This window comes from Halopseudomonas sp., assembly GCF_047631575.1.
Taxonomy (GTDB): Bacteria; Pseudomonadota; Gammaproteobacteria; order Pseudomonadales; family Pseudomonadaceae; genus Halopseudomonas.
The window spans coordinates 158,588-180,587 of the sequence record NZ_JBLIAB010000004.1; the positions used below are offsets into that span (position 1 = coordinate 158,588).

Here is a 22,000-nt window from a genome sequence, read left to right on the forward strand (position 1 = left end):
GATCCTCTTGTTTCATGGGGCAATGAATGAATTAAATCATTGCATGACTGTTCAGAATTTACAACGGAGCAGAGGGGTAGCTTGAACACCTGCTATTATGGGGTCGTTTAAGCTAACAGAGAGGCGCGTGGTATGGATCTTGAAGACCTGCATTTGACCTTGCGGACCCTAAAGCCCAGCGATTATCCGCAGCTAAAGGTATTGATGGACAAGGTTTATGACGATATCGGCGGTGCCTGGCCAAAGAAGACCATCAACCGTCTGATCGGTGATTTCCCGGATGGTCAGCTGGCCATCGTGGACGGCAAGAAATTGATCGGCGTAGCCCTCAGTGTGATGGTCGATTACGACATTTTTTCTGATCCGCACAAATACGCAGACCTGATTGGTCAGACCGACATTATCCCCAACAAGGAAGATGGCGACGCGATATATGGTCTGGATGTTCTGATTGATCCAGAGTACCGGGGGCATCGTTTAGGTCGGCGGCTTTACGAGGCGCGTAAGGAGTTGTGTCGCTCGCGCAATTTGCAGGCAATCCTGGCTGGAGGACGCATACCCGGTTATCACGAGCACGCGGACGAACTCAAACCTACAGAATATATCGAAGCGGTGGATCGCAAGGAAATTCATGATCCGATCCTCTCCTTCCAGCTAGCTAATGATTTCCAGGTCAAGCGTCTGATGCGGCGCTATCTGCCGGAGGACAAGAAGTCCATGGGATATGCGACGCTGCTGGAATGGAACAATATTCTCTACGAGCCGGTCGAGCAGCTACTTCAGATTAACCGTAACCAGGTACGGGTGGGTGCAGTGCAATGGCAGATGCGGCGTTTTGTCTCGGTGGAAGCGGTGCTTGAACAGGTCGAGTATTTTGTTGATGCCCTGTCGGATTATCAAAGCGACTTTGCCGTTTTTCCAGAGCTGTTCAATGCCCCTTTGATGGGACTGCGAAACCAGACTGATGATATCGAGGCGATCCGCTTCCTGAGCAGCTTTACCGAGCGTTTTCGGAATGAAATGTCGCGCATGGCGGTGAGCTACAACATTAACATTGTCGCCGGCTCCATGGTTGAGGAAGGCGAAGATGGCCGTCTATATAACGTGGCATATTTATTGCGGCGCGACGGTACTGAAGAGCGCCAGGCGAAACTCCACATCACACCGCAGGAGCGGCGCGACTGGGTGATCGAAGGCGGTGATGAACTGGCAGTATTCGAGACGGATGCCGGCCGCGTCGGCATTCTGATCTGTTACGACGTCGAGTTTCCCGAGCTCGGCCGCCTGTTAGCCGATCAGGATATGGATCTGCTGTTTGTGCCATTCTGGACTGATACTAAAAACGGCTATCTGCGGGTTCGTCACTGTGCCCATGCACGGGCGATCGAGAACGAATGCTACGTTGTGCTGTGCGGCAGTGTCGGTAACGTACCCTCGATTGAAAATCTAGGCATTCAGTACGCCCAATCTGCGGTGTTCTCGCCATCGGATTTTCCGTTCCCGCATGATGCGGTACTCAATGAGACAACGCCGAATACCGAGATGATCTTTTTTTCGGACCTCGACTACACACGCTTGAAGCTGGTGCGCAACGAGGGCTCGGTCACCAACCTAAAGGATCGGCGCACGGATCTGTTCAGTCTCAAGTGGCGGAAGCAGAAAAAGAAGAAGTGAACCGCCGCGGCACCCGGTTCAGGTTGCAGAACAGCTGATAGGCGATGGTCCCGGCGTGAGCCGCCACTTCGCTGGCATTGAGCCCTGCGCCCCAGAGTCGTACCGCGCTACCCAGGCCGCTATGGGGCAGGTCGGTCAGGTCCACGGTCAGCATGTCCATGGACACGCGGCCGATCAGTTGGCTGCGCTGGCCGTCGATCAGCACGGGCGTGCCGTCAGGTGCTTGCCGGGGATAGCCATCGGCGTAGCCTATGGCGACCACTCCCACACGAGTCGGACGCCGGGTAATAAAGCGTGAGCCGTAGCCTATGGGTTCACCGGTTGGCAGCTCGCGTGTCGCAATGACTTTCGATTGCAGTTGCATCACTGGCTGCAGCTTGTCGGCGTGGGTCTGGGGGAAATCGAATGGCGTGGCGCCGTAGAGCATGATGCCCGGTCGCAGCCAGTCATTGTGCGCCTGCGGCCAGGCCAGAATACCTGATGAGTTGCACAGGCTTACAGGGCCTTGAAGGCCTGATGTTGCGTTGTGGAACGTCGTGATTTGCTCTTCGGTTCGGCCGGTTTCTGGCTCGTCCGCACGGGAAAAGTGGCTGATTTTGGTCAGGCTGGCGACCTGACTGCTCGCCTGTAGTTGCCGCCAGACCAAGGGGTATTGTTGCGGTGCAAAACCGACCCGATGCATTCCGCTATCCAGCTTGAGCCAGATATGCAATGGCTCAGTCAGCGTTGCGGCCAACAGATCCTCGACTTGCCACTGCTCATGCACCACCGCCCAGAGCTGATGCTCAACGATCAAGGGTAATTCACTGGCCTCGAACCAGCCCTCAAGCAACAGAATGGGTTGGGTGATACCGACTGCGCGCAGTTGCAGCGCTTCCTCTATGCAGGCAACGGCGAATGCATCGGCCTCGGGCGCCAGCGCCTGAGCACATTCCAGCGCTCCGTGGCCATACGCGTTGGCTTTGATCACCGCAAGGGCACGACTCCCTGACAGGCTCTTGGCGAGCCGGTAATTGTGGCGCAGGGCATCAAGGTCTATTACGGCATGGGCAGGTCGCATTGGGAGCTTCTTGTCGGCAAACGCGGGGCCGGCAAGCCCCGTCAAAGGTTTAGATTATCAGACTGGGGCATCTTTCGGGACAGCCGCAATGACTGACATTTCAACCAGAATCTCCGGCTCGCACAGCTTTGCTTCAACCGTGGCCCGCGCGGGTGCGGTGCCGCTGGATAACCATTGATCCCAGACGCTATTCATCGCAGCAAAGTCGGCGTCAATATCCTTCAGGTAAATGGTCACCGACAGAATGTGCGTCTTGTCCGTGCCTGCCTGCGCCAGCAGTTTCTCGATTTCGCTGAGGGTGCTTCGTGTCTGTTCGCTTGCGTCTTTCACCAGATACTCATCCGCAGCGACCTGGCCCGTAAGGTACAGGGTATTTTGATGGATAACGATCTGGCTCATCCGTTGATCAGTGTGCAGACGCTGTATCGACATGTCGGCGAATCTCCTTGGGGGTGGTGTAGCGGGATAGCGTCAGACCCTCGGTGCTGATCGCAGGTTTGCGCTCGCTGACCAGGTCGGCAAGCAGTTGGCCAGAACCGCACGACATGGTCCAGCCCAGTGTGCCATGTCCGCTGTTCAGATACAGATTGCGTCGTGAGGTAGCGCCGATAACGGGTGTGCCGTCGGGCGTCATCGGACGGAATCCGGTCCAGAAGGTCGCCTCTTCCAGTCGGCCACCCTCGGGGAACAGATCGGTGACGACCATTTCCAGCGTTGCCCGTCGCCTGGACTGAAGGCTGGCGTCGAAACCGGTGAGCTCGGCCATGCCGCCGACACGAATGCGATCGTCAAAGCGGGTCATGGCGACCTTATAAGTCTCGTCCATCACGGTTGATACCGGTGCCATGGTATCCCTGGCCACCGGCAGGGTCAGTGAGTAGCCCTTGACTGGATAAACCGGCAACTCGATACCCAGGGGTTTGAGCAACTGGGGCGTGTAGCTGCCGAGCGCGAGCACGTAACTGTCTGCACGCATAATCGCGCGATCGGTCGCGACGCCGACGATGCGCTCGCCATCGTCGAGTAAACGCTGGATATGGCAATCATAGTGAAAGATAACACCGAGCTGGCGACACTTTTCGGCCAGGCGCGTAGTGAATAAATGACAATCCCCCGTCTCATCATTGGGTAGCAGCAGGCCGCCGACAATTTTCTGGGCGCTGGGCTTGAGTCCGGGTTCATGCGCGATGCAGCCAGCTCGATCAAGCAACTGATAGGGTACGCCGCAGCTTTCCAGTACCTGAATATCCTTGCTCACCGCGTCGAGTTGTTGCTGGCTGCGAAACAGCTGCAGTGTGCCTTGCTCGCGGTGTTCATACGCCACACCGGTATCGCGGCGCAGTTCGACCAGGCAGTCACGACTGTACTCTGCCAGACGCATCATGCGTCCCTTGTTCACGGTATAGCGTGCCTGGGTGCAGTTGCTGAGCATCTGCATCATCCATCGGTACTGGTGCGGGTCGGCCGTGGGGCTGATGGCCAAGGGTGCGTGTTTGGCCAGCATCCACTTCAGAGCTTTGAGCGGGACGCCTGGAGCAGCCCAGGGCGACGAGTATCCAGGCGAGATCATCCCGGCATTACCAAAGCTGGTTTCCAGGCCGGCGCCTGGCTGGCGATCAATCACGCTGACCTGATGGCCGGCGCGGGCCAGATACCAGGCACTCGTGACCCCAATGACCCCACTACCCAGAATCATGACGTGCATGCTCGACCCCCATCGTTACTACCAATAAAAAAAGAATTGTCGCTTTGGGCGATATTGTTATTCTAGTGCTAATAAAATGGTGTCTTGATTTGAATAATTCTGAAATTGCAGGTTAAAAAACTGAATATTAAAAACTAAAAAGAGGTTTCTATTGAAAACACGCAGGGCTTCGAGCCGCGAGCTGGACAAGATCGACCGACACATACTGCGGCTGCTGCAAGCGGAGGGACGCATGTCGTACGTAGAACTGGGTGAGCGGGTCGGATTATCTACCACGCCGTGCATGGAGCGGGTCAAAAGGCTGGAGCGGGAGAAGTTTATTCTCGGTTATGGCGCACGCTTGAATCCACAAAAACTGGAAGCCAGCCTGTTGGTATTTGTCGAAATCAGTCTCTCGTCGAAATCGGCGGATATTTTCGATGAGTTTCGCCGGGCGGCGACAAAATTACCCCATGTACTGGAATGCCATCTAGTGTCGGGGGACTTCGATTATCTGATCAAAGCGCGAATATCCGAAATGGCGTCCTACCGCACTCTGCTGGGCGATATTCTGCTCAAACTGCCCGGAGTGCGTGAATCGAAGAGCTACATCGTCATGGAAGAGATAAAGGAGAGCCTGGCGATCGCTGTACCTGAAGCTGAATAATGTTTATCCTTATGTAAATTTTTATTTACACACTTTCGTCATATATCAAACGGACGCCGCTATGCTTGACCATTCGCCACAACAGACCCCTGCGCCATCCTGGTACCGCGCTACTGCCAACCTCGATCTGAGTTGTCCGCCGCTTGCCGGCGCGATTGAAGCTGATGTGTGCGTTGTGGGTGGTGGCTATACGGGTGTTAACACGGCAATAGAACTGGCTGAGCGGGGGTTGCGCGTTGTGTTGCTGGAAGCTAGCCATATTGGCTGGGGCGCCAGCGGGCGCAATGGTGGCCAACTGATTCGCGGCGTTGGTCATGGGCTCGAGCAGTTCACCAATGTCATCGGTGAAGCGGGTGTGCGCGAGATGAAGTTAATGGGGCTGGAAGCCGTGCAACTGGTCAAGCGCCGGATAGAGCAGCATGGCATCGATTGCAATCTGGTCTGGGGCTATTGTGATTTAGCCAATAAAGCGCGGCACATGGACGATTTTCGCGCCGAAATGGAAGAGCTCCGATCACTCGGTTATTGTGCCGAGATGCGCCTGATTGATCCCCAGGATATTCGACAGGTAGTCGATTCGGATTTTTACCTCGGTGGCATGACCGACATGGGTTCCGGACATCTGCATCCACTCAATCTCCTGCTGGGCGAAGCCGCTGCAGCGCAGCGTCTGGGTGTGCGATTGTGCGAGCAGTCCCGCGTTACCCGTATCGAGTACGGATCGCGAATCAAGGTGCATACCGACGCCGGCACCGTCAGCGCGGGGCAGTTGGTGCTTGCTGGCAACGCCTACTTGGGTAACCTGCAGCCGCAATTGAGTGGCAAGGTGCTGCCCGCCGGCAGTTACGTAATCGCCACCGAGCCGCTTGATGAAGAGCTGGCGCGCAGTCTTATCCCGCAGAATATGGCCCTCTGCGACCAGCGCGTGGCGCTGGACTATTACCGCCTCTCAGCGGATAACCGGCTTTTGTTCGGCGGCGCGTGCCATTACTCCGGGCGAGATCCGAAAGATATTGCCGGCTACATGGGCGCGAAGATGCGGCGGGTTTTTCCGCAGCTGACCAAGGTCAAGATCGAATACCAATGGGGCGGGATGATTGGCATAGGTGCTAACCGGCTGCCACAGGTAGGCAAACTTGCCGATCACCCCAACGTCTTTTACGCCCAGGCCTACGCTGGGCATGGCATCAATGCCACGCACCTGGCAGCCAAACTGCTCGGCGAAGCGATCACAGGTCAGGCCAGTCATGGTTTTGAGTTGTTTGATCGTGTGCCGCACATGACCTTTCCCGGGGGCAAGCATCTGCGCGCTCCGCTGCTGGCGTTGGGCATGATGTGGGCGCAGATGAAGGAAGTGTTCTGAGCGCATTTATCCGCTAGTTTGACCTCTTTGTCGCTGCGTTTTGCCTGCCTTTGGCCGATACATATAATGGGTGTTTAATTTCGCCGGCCGGCACCTGTCGCCGGGTTAATGGCCGCAGCGTTGGGAGCAGTCGATGAATCACGGTTTTCTTGGGCACTTCATGCCTGCAGGATTGACCCTACAATTGGAAATCCTGCAGGCGCGTACGCTTGCTTTCAGCGGTATCTGTTCAATAGTCGTGGCTCTGTACAGCGGTATCAAGTGGTGGCACCTGGGTAATGATGCCCTGGTCACGGGCTCTCTGGTATTGCTGTTGGGCATGCCGATGGTGTTGCTGGCGCTGCGCAGTGGTGTTGTTCCTGTTGCGCTTGCAGCCAATGGTGCGCTCGCTTTGGCGACCGCCTACAGCACTCAACTGATCTATCAGCTCGGTGGGCTGCAGTCAGCCCATATCATCTGGCCAGCAGTCATGATTGTGTTGGCCTATTTGCTCAGCGGTTATCGCAGCGCCGGTTTCTGGAGTCTGGTACAGCTGATCTTCGTTTTCTGGCTGATCTATCAGCAGCGCAGCGGCGCAGTCCTGCCGACGTTCGAGCTGAGTCCCCGCGATGCGATGGTCAACACCTATTCCGGTTTCCTACTGCCACTGCTGACCCTTTGGTTAGCACAGTGGTACACCCTTAAATTACGCCGCGAAGCACTCGAGGAAGCGCAGCAGGGTATTGTCGAGGCTCATGAGTTCGGGCGGCGTGCAGCGGGGCAGGAACAGCAGCTCACCGCTCTAGTAGATGAAGTGCGTACCAGTGCAGCCGACCTCCTGCAGATGGCTGATCAGTTACAACTCACGTTGCGTAATATTCGCGAGCGCTGCCAGAGTATCGATCGGGATGCTGGCCAGCAGGCCGATGCCATGCAGCAGCTCGATGAGGCGGTGCAACAAGTACTGCAGGAGGTTGATGAAACTCACCTGCAGATGCGGCAGCTCGAAGTGCAAACGGTCGATAGTACACGTCAGGTGCAGCGCTGCGCTGACAGCATGGGCGAGGCGGAAGTCAGCATGCTGGCAATTCAGCAGAGCAACAGGCATATAGCCGATGCGATGCAGCAGATCACGGCAATTGCAGATCAGACCAACCTGCTGGCGCTGAACGCGGCGATCGAAGCCGCCCGAGCCGGGGAACAAGGACGCGGTTTCGCAGTGGTTGCTGACGAGGTTCGCAGTCTGTCACAGCGCAGCAACAAAACGGCCGGTACGGTTCACAGTGTGCTCAACGAATCACGCGGTATTGTCGAAACCGGTGTTGCCGAGGTCTCGGGCGCGGGCGTGGCCATGCTCGAAAATGTCGAATGGACCATGAGCCTTTCTCGCAGTATTGGCTGTCAGCAGGCTTTGCTTGGTCAGGCCCATGACCGGTTGATAACGGTGCGCAGCCAGAGTGCTGAGCAGCGTGCCGCCAGTGAACGCCAGCGTCTGGCCAGTAGTGAACTGCTGGATGCCCAGGAAAACCTTAGCCAGCTTGGCAACAAACTCGGCGAGATTTCACAGTTATTGCACAGTCGGGTAAAAGGTTAGCTGGGTAGCTCATTTGAGCCCTTGCCTTGAGATAGACCTGACAAGGCCTGCACACGCCTGAAAATGGGTCCCCGCGTTCGCGAGGATGACGTTATTAGGCCGCACGGTGCCAGGGGAAAATACGCCAGGTGTACCAAAACACCGTCATTACCGCGCAAGCGGTAACCCATTTTGACTTTCACTAGGCCGGCACCGAGGGTCTTGTCGTTCGCCCGAAGGTTACTTCAGCCGCTGATATATCGTCATTCCCGCGCACGCGGGAAGCCATGTTGACCTTCGTTTAGTCAGCACTGGTGACTATTCCATCTCAGCGCTGAATATCGACCAGACCCCAGGGCAGTGTGCCGACCTTGCGCGGTTGACCGCTGAGATCGATCAGGTCACCGTTGGATGGCAGCAGCCCGCCGAGGCCCAGGGTGCGGCCAAAGTGCATATGAGCCTGTTGGTGATGGTGCTCACCATGCACCGGCAGCAGATATTTCGCTTTCAGCCAGCCGTACAGCTGACGAAGATCTTCCTGCGGAGGGTGACCCGAGGCATGGATGGGTGCCGTATCATCATCTATTACCGTCACGCCCTGCTCTTTCAGGCCGGCTTTGATGCGCGCGAGTGCCTCTTCGTTGCCTGGAATCAGACGCGAAGAGAACAGCACAGTATCCCCTGGATCAAGAGTGAGGTGCGGATGATTGCCGCCTGCCAGGCGTGCCAGGGCTGCGGCAGGTTCGCCTTGACTGCCAGTGCAAACCCATAGCTGTTGTTCCCGTGGCAAATAACCGAGCTCCCAGGGCGAGATAAATCCGGGGCGTGCTTGCAGATAGCGTTCTGCCCGGCCCGCAGCCTGCATGGTCACCAGGCTGCGACCCAGTAGCGCGGCATAACGACCGCCATCGAATGCAATGTCGGTTAGGCTTTGCAAGCGGGCGAGATTGCTGGCAAAGCAGGTGACGATCACCCGCTGCTTGCACGGCCGAATAGCATCCTGAAGGCCATTCTGCACCTCGGCTTCAGAACGGCTGGCGCCGGTGTTGGGTGCGTTGGTGGAATCGCCAATGATCACGTCCACGCCAAGACGGCCCAGGCTTTGCAGCCGTCCCTGTGCGGTCAGCTCGCCGATTAGAGGTTGCGGGTCGAGCTTCCAGTCGCCGCTGTGATACAACCGTTTGCCGGCGACATCCAACATGATGGCGTTGGATTCCGGGATGGAATGGGTCACCGGGATCCACTCGGCCTGGAATGCACCGATGCCGATCGGCTCAAGGGGCTTGATCTCATGCAGGCGGGGCCACTGCTGCTTCGGGTCGAGCTTATTACGGATCAATCTAGCGGTGAACCGAGTGGCATACAGGGGACAATCCAGTTTTTGCCACAGATGCGCGATGGCGCCGATATGGTCCTCATGGCCATGGGTGATCAGCAGAGCAGTGAGCTTGATATCGTACTTGTCCAGTGCGGCGAGACTGGGCACTGAGACCCTATTGTTGCCGCCTGGTGCGGCAGACAGTGCAAAGCCACAATCGACTGCAATCCACTCCCCGCCGGAGCCAAACAGATAGAAGTTGGCACCAAACATACCCGCCCCACCTAGCGCCAGGAAAAAGGGGCCGGTCTGGCGATGCAGCTGATCAAAGGTGGGGTTGGACATCAATTTCTCCGGCGGATAAGAGGCTTCAGCTTAGCAGCCGGATGTTATCGCATACCAGCAGGCCTTAGCCTGCTGCGTGCAGGAATGCGTTCAGATGCTTGGCTACCTCTTCGGGTTGTTCTTCATGCACGAAATGTCCGGCTTCGATCTCCTGTACCTCGATCCGATCAAAGCAGTCCTCGATGTTACTCAGGTAGGTCGGGATGATCACCGGATCCTTGTTGCCGTATATATAGAGGGCGGGCATGGGCCATATATGTTCGGTGAGCCCACCCCATCGTTTGGCATCATTTTCAAATTCGCGGTAATAGTTTGCCGCAGCTCCGGCGGTACCGGGAATGCGGTACATACGAATATATTCGGCGATCGAGTCTTCGGGTAAGGGCTTACCCCAGCCGCCGAGGAAGAACCGTAACCAAGTTTCTTCGTTGCCCGGAATCATTGCTTCGGCGAGACCTGGCGCCTGCTGGAAATGTTGATACCAGTAGGCCTTGCTCCCCTTGGCTTTGACCTGCTCGGCGACGGCCATGTTGCCCTTGAGATTGTTGATCAGGGCCATGTTCATGATCACCATTTTTTCTACTCGATGGGCCACAGCCAGCGCGACTTCCTGAGCGACCACCCCACCCCAGTCATGACCTATCAACTGAAACTGTTCGATACCCAGCTGGTCCAGCATGGCGACTACATCCTGCGCCAGCGCCTGCTTACTGTAGTGCGTCTGGCCGGTGGTGCGCTCGCTATCACCAAGTCCGCGCAGGTCCGGCGCAATAACGCGCAGGCCCGGCTTCAAATGGCGAGCCATATGCTCCCAGGTATAAGAACACTCCGGCCAGCCATGAATCATGACTACCGGCGAGCCGCCGGCATCACCGCCCTCCCGATAGGTAAACTGACCGCGAGAGGTGTTGAGATGCTGGGGCTCGATGAAAAACATGCTATTGCTCCTGACTGGCAAGTATCGGCTGACCTGAACAATGTAGCCTATTCACGTTTTTTCATCAGGCCTCTCTCCGCGAAGTCGCGGCACATTTGCGTGCCGCTACTTAACTTACTGGCCTATAAACGCTATTAGATAATCCTATTTCATTTAATGTCCGTCACAGCCCAGACTCATTTCATCATATCGATATGAACACACCAAGGAAATATCATCATGTCCACAGAGGCAAAATGTCCCTTTTCCGGCGGCGGTGCAAAACTGGCTGAGCTGGGCAATAAAAACGCCGATTGGTGGCCCAACCAACTGGACCTGAAAATCCTCCACCAGCAGTCCGAGAAGTCGAACCCTATGGGCGCAGACTTCAACTACGCCGAAGAATTCAAAAGCCTCGACCTGCATGCCGTGATCGAGGATCTGATCGCGCTGATGACCGACTCCCAAGATTGGTGGCCAGCAGATTACGGTCATTACGGTCCGTTTTTCATCCGCATGGCCTGGCACAGCGCCGGTACCTATCGCATCTATGATGGTCGCGGTGGCAGTGGCTCGGGCTCACAACGCTTCGCACCGCTGAACAGCTGGCCGGATAATGGCAATCTGGACAAGGCGCGCCGGTTGCTCTGGCCGATCAAGCAAAAATACGGCCGAAAGATTTCCTGGGCGGATCTGATTGTGCTTACCGGCAACGTCGCGCTGGAAACCATGGGCTTCAAGACCTTTGGATTTGCTGGTGGGCGCGTCGATATATGGGAGCCTGAAGAGGATATTTCCTGGGGTCCGGAAAGAGAGTGGCTCGACGACAAGCGCTACACAGGCGATCGCGAATTGGCTAATCCCCTGGCTGCTGTCCAAATGGGTCTTATTTACGTCAATCCAGAGGGTCCAAACGGCACGCCGGATCCCCTTGGTTCGGCGCGCGACATTCGTGAGACCTTTGCCCGTATGGCCATGAACGACGAAGAAACTGTTGCACTGACTGCTGGCGGCCACACCTTTGGCAAGTGCCACGGTGCAGCTGATCCTGGCCAGTACACCGGTCCTGAGCCAGAAGCTGCGAGCGTTGAAGAACAAGGTTTTGGCTGGACCAACAGCTTTGGCAGTGGCAAGGGTGGTGACACCATTACCAGTGGTCTGGAAGGCGCCTGGACGAATAATCCGATCCAGTGGGACAACGGTTATTTCGAGAACCTGTTTGGTTACGAGTGGGAGCTCACCAAGAGCCCGGCGGGTGCGCATCAATGGACGCCCACCGACCCTGCTGCGAAACAGACCGTGCCCACCGCACACGATTCGAGCAAGCGTGAGGCGCCGATGATGTCGACAGCAGATATGGCGATGCGCATGGATCCAGCCTACGAGAAAATCTCGCGCCGCTTCATGGCTAATCCACAGGAGCTTGCCGATGCCTTTGCCCGCGCCTGGTTCAAGCTGACGCACCGCGACATGGGCCCGGTTGTACGTTATCTAGGCCCGTTGGTACCTCAGGAAGAGTTGATCTGGCAAGATCCGATACCGGCGGTTGATCATCCCCTCGTCGATGAGCAGGACGTCGAGTCTTTGAAAAAGACTATTCTTGCATCTGGCCTGTCGGTTTCCGAGCTGGTTGCGACTGCCTGGGCGTCAGCCTCCACATTCCGTGGCAGCGACATGCGCGGTGGTGCCAATGGTGCGCGGATCCGTCTTGCACCGCAGAAAGACTGGGAAGTGAACCAGCCTGAGCAATTGGGTCGAGTACTGGCCAAGCTGGAAGGCGTAGGCAAGGCATTTAATGAGGCCCAGTCCGGCGGCAAGAAAGTCTCGCTGGCCGATCTGATCGTGCTTGGCGGTAGTGCTGCGGTTGAGGCAGCAGCAAACGAAGTGGGTCATGTTGTGAAGGTACCCTTTACCCCTGGTCGCACAGACGCCTCGCAGGAGCAAACGGATACGGGCTCCTTTGAGCCGCTGGAGCCAGTTGCTGACGGCTTTCGTAATTACACCCGAGAGGGATTTCAGGGCTCGGTTGCTGAGCGGCTGGTTGATAAGGCGCAGTTGCTGTCCCTGAATGGTCCGGAGATGACTGTACTACTGGGTGGTCTGCGCTCGCTGGACGCGAATGTGGGTCAGCTGCAACACGGTGTCTTCACCAAGCGCCCCGGTACCTTGAGCAATGACTTCTTTGTCAATTTGCTGGACATGAGTACCAAATGGGAAAAGTCAGCTGCCTCTGCAGATGTAATGGAAGGACGGGACCGGGCGACCGGCGAGCTGAAGTGGACCGGTACCGTGGCTGATCTGGTGTTTGGTTCCAACTCACAGTTGCGTGCACTTGCCGAGGTGTATGCCTCCAGCGATGCGCAGCAGATGTTTGTGCGTGAGTTCGTTGCCGCCTGGACTAAGGTGATGAATCTGGGCCGTTTCGACTTGGCATAATCTGCCATTAAAGGCCCCAGGGCCCTGCACTATCTAGCCTCTGGCCGTTGCGGAATCGACCGCATCGGTTGGAGGCTTTTTGCTTTTGGCAATGTGCTGGAGTTCGTCATAAGTAAACCGTCCCGCTGATACAGGGTTGAATCTGCCCGCCTACCCAGATGGTCGTACCCGCGCGCTCTACCCAGACTCTCCCGCGGCGGCCGATAGCCGTCCCCTGACTCGACACATAACGTTCGGGTAGTTGACCCTCGGCAATCAACCACTGTGCCAAACTAGCATTCAGACTGCCCGTGACCGGGTCTTCTGCATACTCCTCGCCCATGAAAGCACTGACCTCGACATCAGCCTCGGCCTCTGTCCATTTTCTCAATACGCCGACATTAATCCCGGCCAACGCCGAATAGTCAGGGCGTAACGCCAGCACTTCATCGCGCGTGGACAACATCACGGCGAACACATCCACCTGCTGAAACAAAAAGGGTACGGACATAGCGGTTACCTGGTCAGATCTCGGGTAACGAATTATCGGCAGGCATGAATCCGTTGGTCATACTGTCCGCTTCGCGCGCGAGCAAAGTACGTTTGCGTTCAATACCCCAGCGGTAACCCGAAAGCGCACCGTCCTGGCGGACCACGCGATGACAGGGAATAGCGACGGCGATCCCGTTGGCGGCACAGGCTCCGGCGACGGCGCGGGCGGAGGTTGGTTGATCGATATGCCGGGCAACATCGGCATAGCTCATCGTCTGACCAGGCGGTATCGCCCGCAGTGCTTGCCATACCTGTTGCTGAAACGCGGTGCCGCGAATATCCAGGGGGAGGTCGAGATCGATGCCGGGGGTCTCCACCATTGCTATGACGCGTGCGATTATACTTTTGTAGTCGGCCCCGGCATTGATCATAGACGCCGCCGGGAAGCGATCCTGCACGTTCTGTATCAGCTGAGCAGGCTCGTCGCCGAGAATAATACAGACCACACCCTTGAGACTGGAAGCGACCAGAACTGCGCCAAGGGACGTATTGTCGACCACAAAGTACAGCTTCTCACGACTACATAGTGAGTCTTCAGGGGGTGTCGCAGGGCGATGAAAGGGGTGTTGGTTCACGGTGATTGCAACCTACTGAGCCCAATAAGAGATCCCGGAGCGTAAGCCGCCGGGATTGCTACAGGGGGCCGCAGTTCAGCGACCCACGACTTTTTCTGCTTCTTCTACAGGAGTGTGTCTTACATCCTGACCCTTGACCATAAAGATCACATTTTCAGCGATATTACAGGCATGATCGCCGACTCGCTCCAGCGAGCGCAAAATCCACATGACTGACATGCAGCGGGATATGTTTCGGGTATCTTCCATCATGAAGGTCAGCAGACTGCGAGTCGCTGCCTGATACTCTTCGTCGACGCGCTTGTCTTCCTTCATGATCCGCAGGGCCTGGGTAGAGTCTAGCCGAGCGAAAGCATCCAAGGCGTCGCGCAACATGCTGATGACGTGATCACCGATGTGTCGGACTTCCAGGTAGCCCCGTGGCGCTTGTCCCTCTTCGGCTAGCTTGATGGCGAGTTTGGCGATTTTCTTCGCCTCATCACCTACCCGCTCCAGGTCAGCAACCATCTTGATAACGGAAATAATCAGACGCAAATCCCGTGCGGTAGGCTGGCGGCGAGCGATAATCAGCGTTGCCTCCTCGTCTATGTCCATTTCCATCCGGTCTACTTTTTTATCACCGGTACGCACTTCTTCAGCCAGCTGGCCATCGTTGTTGATCAGCGCTTGGATAGCCCGCTCAACCTGCGATTCGACCATCCCGCCCATTTTCAGGAACTCGGTTTTCAGATCCATCAGTTCATCATTGAACTTGTTGGAAATGTGATCGCCGTACACCTCGTGTTGTTTATCTGTCATCACGCTTCTCCAGTGTCCAATAATCCAGGGTTAGCCAAAGCGACCAGTAATATACGATTCGGTAAGGTCGTGCTCCGGGGAAGTGAAAACCTTTGTGGTTTCGTTGACTTCCACCAGATGCCCCAAATGAAAATAGGCCGTACGGTGGGATACGCGCGCTGCCTGCTGCATGGAGTGGGTGACGATAACGATTGTGTAGCTTTCCGACATCTCGGCGATCAGCTCCTCCACCTTGGCGGTGGCGATAGGGTCCAGTGCCGAGCAGGGCTCATCCATCAGAATGACCTCTGGGCTTACGGCGATGGCCCGGGCAATACACAGACGCTGCTGCTGACCGCCGGACATGCCTGTAGCCATTGCATCCAGACGATCCTTGGCTTCATTCCACAGGCCAGCCTTGCGCAAGCTGTTTTCGACGATCTCATCCAGGTCCGATTTACGATTCGCCAGGCCGTGGATTCGTGGACCATAGGCGACATTGTCATAAATGGATTTAGGAAACGGATTGGGCTTCTGGAACACCATGCCGACTCGCGCACGCAGCTCCACCACATCGTTCTTGGAATGATAAATGTCTTCGCCATCGAGCATCAGCTCGCCTTTGACACGGCAGATGTCGATGCTGTCGTTCATGCGGTTCAGGCAACGTAAAAAAGTCGACTTGCCGCACCCCGATGGACCGATGAAGGAAATTACCTCGTTGCGTGCGATGTCCAGGCTGATGTTCTTGATCGCGCGATCTTCCCCGTAAAATACTTCGACATTGCGAAGCTTGAATTTGGGGTCTTTCGACAAGGGCTTGCCAACCGTTTTGCCTTCTTCGACATGGATACTTTCGCGTGTCGTTTCGACTACCGGATCTTGAACTGGGATAACGGTTTCTTTGCGCATTCCAGCCTCACTGGTAATGGTTTGATTAATACTCATAGATATCTCCTTTACCACCGGCGTTCAAGACGTTTACGTAACCAGATAGCCAATGCGTTCATACTGATCATGAAAGTAAGCAGAACCATGATGCCGGCCGATGCCAGTTCTACAAATCCCTGTTCTGAGCTGCTTGCCCACAAATAAATCTGCACCGGCAGAACGGTCGCGGAATCAAAAAAGCCATCCGGTACATCGACAATAAAAGCGACCATGCCGATTAACAGCAGTGGTGCTGTTTCGCCCAGCGCTTGCGCCATGCCGATAATCGATCCGGTCAACATGCCCGGCATCGCTAGCGGTATCACATGGTGCAAAACCACCTGCATCTTTGACGCGCCGATGCCTTCTGCGGCCTCGCGAATGGAGGGCGGCACGCTCTTGATTGCCGCTCGGCTGGAAATGATGATCGTCGGCAATGTCATCAAAGCCAGTACCAGACCCCCCACTACCGGCACTGAGCGCGGCATACCGAACAGGCTGATAAATACGGCCAGACCAAGCAGACCAAAGATGATGGAGGGCACGGCGGCCAGATTGTTGATGTTCACTTCGATAAAATCGGTGAGCTTGTTTTGTGGCGCGAACTCTTCAAGGTACACCGCTGCTGCAATTCCCATGGGGAAAGAGATCACCAGGGTAACCAGCATGGTCAACAGGGAGCCAACAATGGCCCCCAGGATGCCAGCATTGCCAGGATTACGGGAGTCGCCCCCACTGAACAGGGTGTCGTTGAAGCTGGTGCCGATAACCCCTTTTTCCATCAGCTGATCGACCCACTGTTGTTGTCGCTCCGATAGACGGACACTGTAGCGGGGGTTGTCAGCATGTTTGACGTAAACCGACACCTGATCGTCTGCCTGGAATACAAAGGTCTCGGTGGTGTTGAGTAGCTCCGGGTTAGCCCGCAGCCGATCACTGACATCATTGGCGGCAAAACTGCCTACGAGTTTAGCGAGTTCCCGCCTTTGTGCTGCACTCTCAACACCGGGTACTTGCTCCTGCAGTGCGGTGATGATGGGTGCTGAAAAGTCAGCCATCGAGCGTTGATCTGCATCGGTTGGGTCGGTCAGGTACATCTGCTCGGAGTCCAAGCGAACATCTAGGGTGACCGTGGTTTTGATGAAGCCGGTATGGCCCTTGTTGATGATGTCCGCAAACAGAATGAACAGCGATGCCAGCGCAATAAATATCGCCACCATGCCGTAAACACGAAATCGGCGTTCCTTACGATAACGCTTTTTCAGTGATTGGCGGACTCGCTCCGCCTGAGAACGTTGATCAGTCATACTGTTCCCTATATTTACGAACGATTTTGAGGGCTACCACGTTGAGTGCGAGGGTGACGATAAAGAGCAGCGCGCCCAAGGCAAAGGCGGAGAGGGTCTTGGCACTGTCAAACTCCTGGTCACCCACCAGCAGGGTAGCAATCTGCACCGTTACCGTGGTCACCGAATCCAGGGGGTTGGCTGTGAGATTGGCCGCCAGACCTGCTGCCATCACCACAATCATGGTTTCACCGATAGCGCGCGATGCTGCGAGCAGAATCCCGCCGATAATGCCGGGTAGCGCTGCCGGGAAAATAACTTTCTTCATGGTTTCGGACTGGGTCGCACCCAGGGCCAACGAACCGTCACGCATCGCCTGAGGCACTGCGTTGATCACATCGTCTGATAGGGACGAGACAAAAGGGATAATCATGATACCCATCACCAGTCCTGCCGCCAGCGCACTTTGTGACGAGGCTTCAAGACCAACCATACTAGCCAGGTCGCGAATGAAGGGTGCCACCGTGAGAGCGGCAAAAAAGCCGTAAACCACTGTCGGTACGCCCGCGAGCATTTCCATTAGTGGCTTGATGACTGAGCGTGCCCGCTTGCTGGCGTATTCAGACAGATATACGGCAGAAAGCAGACCGGTGGGTACGGCTACCAGCAGTGCTATGGCCGAGATCAACAAGGTGCCGGTAAAGAGCGGGATAACGCCAAAAGCGCCCTCCGAACCGATCTGATCGATCCGCAATGCGGTTTGCGGGCTCCATGTTGTGCTGAACAAAAAGTCAGTAATGGGGACTCTTTCAAAAAATCGCAGGGTCTCGAAAATGACCGAGAAGACAATTCCCGCGGTAGTCAGTACTGCGACTGCCGCGCACAGGAAGAAAATCCAGCGCAGGGTTCTTTCAACGTTTTCCCTGGCATTGATATGTGGCACTACACGGGTCCAGGCAAAGGCGGCGCCCAATACGGCGATAAGCACCACCAGCACAGCCTTGAAATTACCACTTCGATCCTGCAGAGCCTCCAGTACGCTGGCGGCGGCGGCAATATGTGCGGGCACGTTATCAGCGTTCAGTTTGCCAGTGGCCACGTTGCTGATCTGCGACAGTATGAGGCTGGCTCTACCGGCAGATTCGGGCATGACCTCCTCGGGCATCGATGCGATGACCATGCCCTGAATGACCTTGCCTTCAAAGGCAGCCCAGACGGCCAGCACGATGAGCGCGGGTATCGCGCACCACAGGGCTGCACGCGCTGCATAATAAAAAGGCAAAGCTTTGAGATTTCGGATGCCGCCAAGCGGCTGGGCTACTGCCCTGGAGCGCATAAGTGCCAGGCTGTAGGCAACAGGGGTAAGCACCAAAATCAGCAGTAAAAGATGGGCCGTTTGCATAACAGTCTCTGTGTTGATGGCGTAATGTGGCTAGCTACAGCGTGTAGTTTGCCAGCTTGCGGAGCAAAAATAATCACGCAAACGCAATAAAAGAACGCGAGCTAGGTAGCCCGCGTTCTTTTGTGTCATCCCTGACCTGTTCAGCAGAAGTTTACAACTCATTACCGGTCATCGGCTGCAGCTCTTTGACTGCCTTGGCGACGGTCATGCGAGTTTCGCGCAGATTTGGAATCAGGCCGACTTCGACTAGATAGCCGTTGTCACCCCAAGCGCCTTCGCTGGTGAACTCGGAAACGTACTCCTGGATACCTGGAATAACACCTACGTGAGCATTCTTGACGTAAAAGAACAGTGAGCGGGCTACCGGATACTCTTCGCTGGAAATCGTCTCAGGCGTTGGCGTGACACCGTCTACCGTGACAGCGTGTATCTGGCTTTCGTTTTCCATCAAAAAGCTGTAGCCGAAGATACCCAGAGTGCTCTTGTCCTGCGCCAGACGCTGAACGATCAGGTTATCGTTTTCACCGGCTTCAACGAAGGGGCCATCTTCACGCATGCTGTGACAAGCGGTCTTGAAGGCATCTTCTTCCATCGCTTTGATGAAGCTGAAGCCTTTGCAGCCGCCTTCCATCGCAATTTCAACAAAGGCGTCACGGGTACCGGACGTTGGGGGTGGCCCCATTACGTTGATAGCCATGTTTGGCAAGCTGGAATCGATATCGCTCCACTTCATATAGGGGTTGGCAATCAGTTTGTCGCCGCCCTTGGGATCTGGAACGCTTTTGGCCAGAGCCAGATAGACCTGCTCCAGACTCAAATTCATTTTGTCTGTTTCGTTGGACTGGGCGATAACAATACCGTCAGCTCCGATACGGACTTCAGTGATGTCTTTTACGCCGTTGGCCTGACAGCTATCAAATTCGCTTTTTTTCATACGGCGGGAAGAGTTAGTGATATCCGGATGCTGTGTACCAACGCCCTGACAGAACAGCTGCAAGCCACCGCCGGAACCAGTGGATTCAAGCTTCGGTGTAGGAAAGTCGGTGTTACGACCAAATCGCTCGGCAACAACGGTTGCAAAGGGATAAACAGTGGATGAGCCAACGATGTTGATGGTATCGCGAGCCATGGCCGGGGCTGATACAGCAGCAATGCTAACCGCCAGTGCTGCAGTGGTAAGAGCTGTCTTCAATTTCATCACATGTGTCTCCATTTTTACGTTATGTACCGGATTTGTTTCGCCGATGGGAGAACAGTAATGGGTCAGTGTGACAGCCTTGTTACGGCGACTGAAATAGTTGCTTGGTGTTCAAGGTGGGTTGCTCTTAACCAAAGAACCAATAGCAAACGCCAATCGCGGTCAGCATGCCGGCGACATCGGCCAGTAGTGCACAGCCCAGACCGTGCCGGATTCGTGTAATACCGACCGCGCCAAAGTACACCGCGATCACATAGAAAGTGGTTTCCGTACTGCCCTGAAACGTCGCCGCCAGTAGTCCGGCAAAGCTGTCGACGCCGAAGGTATCCATGGTTTCGATCATCATGGCCCGCGCACCACTGCCAGACAGGGGTTTGATGAACGCGGTCGGTAGGGCATCTATGAAGCGGGCATCCCAACCCATACCCGCCACTGCCCAGCGAACGCCGTCGAGTCCGGCATCGAGCACACCGCTGGCGCGCAGGGCGCCGACCGCGACCAGCATGGCTACCAGGTAGGGTAAAAGTGAAATGGTGAAGCTGAAGCCCTCTTTGGCGCCTTCAATGAATGTGTCGTATACATTGACCTTGCGCAGCGCGCCAATCACCAGAAAGGCGATAACGATACCGAATAGCGTTAGATTGCCGACCAGGCTCGACGTGGCAGCCAGCGCCTGCGCAGACATACCTGCCAGCGCAGCCAACAACAAACCCAGAGCAAGTGCGCCGCCTAGCAGATAAGCCAGCACTACGGGATGCCAGAGCTTCAGACGCTGCATCAGTGCCACGCTCAACAGGCCAACAAGACTCGATGCACAGGTAGCGAGAAGGATTGGCAGAAACACTGACGTAGGTTCTGCGGCGCCCTGTTGCGCTCGATACATGAAGATGGTGACGGGCAACAATGTCAGCGAAGAAGCATTGAGTACCAGAAACAGGATCTGCGCATTGCTTGCTGTGGTTGTGCTGGGATTGAGGCTTTGCAGTGAGTGCATGGCCTTGATCCCGATCGGCGTGGCGGCATTGTCCAGACCGAGAATGTTGGCAGCAAAGTTCATGCTGATATGCCCGAGCGCCGGGTGCCCGCTGGGTACTTCGGGCATCAATCGACTGAACAATGGATCCAGAACACGGGCCAGCAGGCGAATCAGGCCAGCTTTTTCGGCAATGGCGAGAAATCCCAGCCATAACGTCATGGTACCCACTAGAACGAGAATAATCTCGACGCTGAGGCGGGCCATATCAAACAGTGACGCGACCAGGCGGCTGAATACCTCAGCATCGCCCATCCCCAGCCATTGCCAAAGCGCTGCGGCGAAAGAGACAAGGAAAAAGCTCAGCCAGATTCCGTTAAGCATAGGGCGGTAAGTTCTTTTTCATGGGCTGGCACAGGGAGGCAGAGTTGACTCGGACACCTTGGCTAAGGTGCGAAAATCGGGAGTACACCATAAGGACGAATCAGTTGACGTAGGAACCATTGCAGCCAGAATTGCTGCTGTTTCCGGATCCGGCAGACCATCATGAGTAGCGGGTCGAAAACGCATCTGAAATGCTGCAATTACATTCTGCGTTACCTTGGTCTGATCTGCTGGAGCGGCCGAGGGCTCGGACCCAAGACTATAGCCAAACACCTGCAGCGCCATCTGAAACCACTGCAGAGGGGGGGTGTGCTGGCCTAGCTCTTTTCTTTGTCGGTCCACCTCGGCTGGATCCGGCCAGATGGCGACGCCAGCCTCCGCAAGCCGGTACCAGGGGAACAGGGGGCCGGGATCGACCTTGCGCTGGGGTGCAATGTCACTGTGACCAAGGACCCGATCCGGACTCAGTTGGTGGCGTTGCAATATGTCGCGTAAAAGTGGTATTAGCGCGTCGATCTGCTCTTCTGGCCAGGGATGCCAGATACGTCCTGCTGGACTGTCAGTATAGCCAGGATGCACGATCTCAATGCCGATGGTCGAGGCATTCAGCCAGGTTCGCCCCTGCCAGTTGCTGTCGCCCGCATGCCAGGCACGACGTGATTCTGGTACCAGCTGGTAGACGGTGGGCGGTGCCTCGCCAATCAGGTAGTGACTGCTGACATCGCCCAGCGTCAGCTGATGTAGCGAGCGGGCAAGACCGGAAGAGGTGTAATGAATAATGACATACTGCACGCGGCTGTCATGGTTGAGCGAGGTATAGCGGGTATCGACCACCGGCCCTCGGGCGCAACCGGCTAGCAGTAATCCGATTGCGAGCATTGTCAGAAGTGTTTTGACCATGTAACTCTCACTCCAGACTTTCGGCCATC

Annotated in this window: 18 protein-coding genes and 1 pseudogene; 5 read left to right on the forward strand and 14 right to left on the reverse strand. The window is 55.9% G+C overall.

Going from position 1 to position 22,000, the window contains the following annotated elements; translation table 11 throughout:
• The first annotated feature begins 132 nt into the window (after positions 1-132).
• Positions 133-1,674: a GNAT family N-acetyltransferase gene (locus ACJAXR_RS09560; RefSeq protein ID WP_415058031.1), complete on the forward strand. Its 1,542-nt coding sequence runs from the start codon at positions 133-135 to the stop codon at positions 1,672-1,674.
• Here ACJAXR_RS09560 and alr read toward each other — a convergent pair.
• Genes alr through ACJAXR_RS09575 form a run of 3 tightly spaced genes read right to left on the reverse strand, consistent with a single transcriptional unit; the run spans position 1,643 to position 4,439 of the window.
• On the reverse strand, positions 1,643-2,734 hold the full coding sequence (gene alr, locus ACJAXR_RS09565; protein WP_415058032.1) for an alanine racemase: 1,092 nt from the start codon (positions 2,732-2,734) through the stop codon (positions 1,643-1,645). The two genes, ACJAXR_RS09560 and alr, sit on opposite strands and share 32 nt — an antisense overlap.
• Positions 2,735-2,791: 57 nt before the next feature.
• The gene (locus ACJAXR_RS09570; RefSeq protein WP_415058033.1) at positions 2,792-3,166 is read right to left on the reverse strand and encodes a RidA family protein; all 375 of its coding nucleotides are present in this window, start codon (positions 3,164-3,166) and stop codon (positions 2,792-2,794) included.
• The gene (locus ACJAXR_RS09575; RefSeq protein WP_415058034.1) at positions 3,141-4,439 is read right to left on the reverse strand and encodes a D-amino acid dehydrogenase; all 1,299 of its coding nucleotides are present in this window, start codon (positions 4,437-4,439) and stop codon (positions 3,141-3,143) included. Before ACJAXR_RS09575 ends, ACJAXR_RS09570 begins: the two co-directional genes overlap by 26 nt.
• A gap of 151 nt (positions 4,440-4,590) precedes the next feature.
• On the opposite strand from ACJAXR_RS09575, the gene ACJAXR_RS09580 reads away from it, so the two are divergent.
• The 3 genes from ACJAXR_RS09580 to ACJAXR_RS09590 all read left to right on the forward strand — a co-directional run bounded on the left by ACJAXR_RS09580 (position 4,591) and on the right by ACJAXR_RS09590 (position 8,021).
• Positions 4,591-5,085 (forward strand): Lrp/AsnC ligand binding domain-containing protein, encoded by a 495-nt coding sequence (locus ACJAXR_RS09580; RefSeq protein WP_415058035.1) that lies wholly within the window; start codon positions 4,591-4,593, stop codon positions 5,083-5,085.
• Between the two features lie 61 nt (positions 5,086-5,146).
• Positions 5,147-6,448, forward strand: a complete 1,302-nt coding sequence (locus ACJAXR_RS09585) for an NAD(P)/FAD-dependent oxidoreductase (protein ID WP_415058036.1) — start codon at positions 5,147-5,149, stop codon at positions 6,446-6,448.
• Between the two features lie 133 nt (positions 6,449-6,581).
• The gene (locus ACJAXR_RS09590) at positions 6,582-8,021 is read left to right on the forward strand and encodes a methyl-accepting chemotaxis protein (RefSeq protein WP_415058037.1); all 1,440 of its coding nucleotides are present in this window, start codon (positions 6,582-6,584) and stop codon (positions 8,019-8,021) included.
• Between the two features lie 307 nt (positions 8,022-8,328).
• Here the strand turns inward: ACJAXR_RS09590 and ACJAXR_RS09595 are convergent, their stop codons facing one another.
• Entirely contained in the window at positions 8,329-9,663 is a 1,335-nt protein-coding gene (locus ACJAXR_RS09595) for a ribonuclease J (RefSeq protein WP_415058038.1), read from the reverse strand.
• Between the two features lie 64 nt (positions 9,664-9,727).
• The gene (locus ACJAXR_RS09600; RefSeq protein ID WP_415058039.1) at positions 9,728-10,600 is read right to left on the reverse strand and encodes an alpha/beta fold hydrolase; all 873 of its coding nucleotides are present in this window, start codon (positions 10,598-10,600) and stop codon (positions 9,728-9,730) included.
• A gap of 219 nt (positions 10,601-10,819) precedes the next feature.
• On the opposite strand from ACJAXR_RS09600, the gene katG reads away from it, so the two are divergent.
• Positions 10,820-13,015 carry a catalase/peroxidase HPI gene (gene katG / locus ACJAXR_RS09605; protein WP_415058040.1) on the forward strand — a complete coding sequence of 732 codons (2,196 nt, stop codon included), beginning with the start codon at positions 10,820-10,822 and terminating at the stop codon, positions 13,013-13,015.
• 106 nt (positions 13,016-13,121) lie between these two features.
• Here the strand turns inward: katG and ACJAXR_RS09610 are convergent.
• From ACJAXR_RS09610 to ACJAXR_RS09650, 9 genes and pseudogenes are all read right to left on the reverse strand, one after another.
• A pseudogene (locus tag ACJAXR_RS09610) lies at positions 13,122-13,466 on the reverse strand (PhzF family phenazine biosynthesis protein); the annotation flags it as partial.
• Between the two features lie 52 nt (positions 13,467-13,518).
• The gene (locus tag ACJAXR_RS09615; protein ID WP_415058041.1) at positions 13,519-14,121 is read right to left on the reverse strand and encodes a methylated-DNA--[protein]-cysteine S-methyltransferase; all 603 of its coding nucleotides are present in this window, start codon (positions 14,119-14,121) and stop codon (positions 13,519-13,521) included.
• Positions 14,122-14,196: 75 nt separating this feature from the next.
• Positions 14,197-14,919: a phosphate signaling complex protein PhoU gene (phoU, locus tag ACJAXR_RS09620; RefSeq protein ID WP_415058042.1), complete on the reverse strand. Its 723-nt coding sequence runs from the start codon at positions 14,917-14,919 to the stop codon at positions 14,197-14,199.
• Positions 14,920-14,949: 30 nt separating this feature from the next.
• Complete coding sequence (pstB, locus tag ACJAXR_RS09625; RefSeq protein ID WP_415058043.1) at positions 14,950-15,846, reverse strand: phosphate ABC transporter ATP-binding protein PstB; 897 nt, start codon at positions 15,844-15,846, stop codon at positions 14,950-14,952.
• Positions 15,847-15,857: 11 nt separating this feature from the next.
• Entirely contained in the window at positions 15,858-17,135 is a 1,278-nt protein-coding gene (gene pstA / locus ACJAXR_RS09630) for a phosphate ABC transporter permease PstA (protein ID WP_415058044.1), read from the reverse strand.
• A complete protein-coding gene (pstC, locus tag ACJAXR_RS09635; protein WP_415058045.1) occupies positions 17,128-18,516 on the reverse strand; it encodes a phosphate ABC transporter permease subunit PstC in 1,389 nt (462 codons plus the stop codon). Before pstC ends, pstA begins: the two co-directional genes overlap by 8 nt.
• A 151-nt stretch (positions 18,517-18,667) precedes the next feature.
• Positions 18,668-19,714 carry a substrate-binding domain-containing protein gene (locus tag ACJAXR_RS09640; protein WP_415058046.1) on the reverse strand — a complete coding sequence of 349 codons (1,047 nt, stop codon included), beginning with the start codon at positions 19,712-19,714 and terminating at the stop codon, positions 18,668-18,670.
• A 127-nt stretch (positions 19,715-19,841) separates the two neighbouring features.
• Positions 19,842-21,071 carry a nucleoside recognition domain-containing protein gene (locus tag ACJAXR_RS09645; RefSeq protein ID WP_415058047.1) on the reverse strand — a complete coding sequence of 410 codons (1,230 nt, stop codon included), beginning with the start codon at positions 21,069-21,071 and terminating at the stop codon, positions 19,842-19,844.
• 18 nt (positions 21,072-21,089) lie between these two features.
• The gene (locus ACJAXR_RS09650; RefSeq protein WP_415058048.1) at positions 21,090-21,971 is read right to left on the reverse strand and encodes an N-acetylmuramoyl-L-alanine amidase; all 882 of its coding nucleotides are present in this window, start codon (positions 21,969-21,971) and stop codon (positions 21,090-21,092) included.
• Positions 21,972-22,000: the final 29 nt, after the last annotated feature.

Bases quoted from the DNA above. Each gene is read 5' to 3' on its own strand.
- ACJAXR_RS09560 (WP_415058031.1), top strand. From the start codon at position 133: ATGGATCTTGAAGACCTGCATTTGACCTTGCGGACCCTAAAGCCCAGC.
- alr (WP_415058032.1), bottom strand. From the start codon at position 2,734: ATGCGACCTGCCCATGCCGTAATAGACCTTGATGCCCTGCGCCACAAT.
- ACJAXR_RS09570 (WP_415058033.1), bottom strand. From the start codon at position 3,166: ATGTCGATACAGCGTCTGCACACTGATCAACGGATGAGCCAGATCGTT.
- ACJAXR_RS09575 (WP_415058034.1), bottom strand. From the start codon at position 4,439: ATGCACGTCATGATTCTGGGTAGTGGGGTCATTGGGGTCACGAGTGCC.
- ACJAXR_RS09585 (WP_415058036.1), top strand. From the start codon at position 5,147: ATGCTTGACCATTCGCCACAACAGACCCCTGCGCCATCCTGGTACCGC.
- ACJAXR_RS09590 (WP_415058037.1), top strand. From the start codon at position 6,582: ATGAATCACGGTTTTCTTGGGCACTTCATGCCTGCAGGATTGACCCTA.
- ACJAXR_RS09595 (WP_415058038.1), bottom strand. From the start codon at position 9,663: ATGTCCAACCCCACCTTTGATCAGCTGCATCGCCAGACCGGCCCCTTT.
- ACJAXR_RS09600 (WP_415058039.1), bottom strand. From the start codon at position 10,600: ATGTTTTTCATCGAGCCCCAGCATCTCAACACCTCTCGCGGTCAGTTT.
- katG (WP_415058040.1), top strand. From the start codon at position 10,820: ATGTCCACAGAGGCAAAATGTCCCTTTTCCGGCGGCGGTGCAAAACTG.
- phoU (WP_415058042.1), bottom strand. From the start codon at position 14,919: ATGACAGATAAACAACACGAGGTGTACGGCGATCACATTTCCAACAAG.
- pstB (WP_415058043.1), bottom strand. From the start codon at position 15,846: ATGAGTATTAATCAAACCATTACCAGTGAGGCTGGAATGCGCAAAGAA.
- pstA (WP_415058044.1), bottom strand. From the start codon at position 17,135: ATGACTGATCAACGTTCTCAGGCGGAGCGAGTCCGCCAATCACTGAAA.
- pstC (WP_415058045.1), bottom strand. From the start codon at position 18,516: ATGCAAACGGCCCATCTTTTACTGCTGATTTTGGTGCTTACCCCTGTT.
- ACJAXR_RS09640 (WP_415058046.1), bottom strand. From the start codon at position 19,714: ATGAAATTGAAGACAGCTCTTACCACTGCAGCACTGGCGGTTAGCATT.
- ACJAXR_RS09645 (WP_415058047.1), bottom strand. From the start codon at position 21,071: ATGCTTAACGGAATCTGGCTGAGCTTTTTCCTTGTCTCTTTCGCCGCA.
- ACJAXR_RS09650 (WP_415058048.1), bottom strand. From the start codon at position 21,971: ATGGTCAAAACACTTCTGACAATGCTCGCAATCGGATTACTGCTAGCC.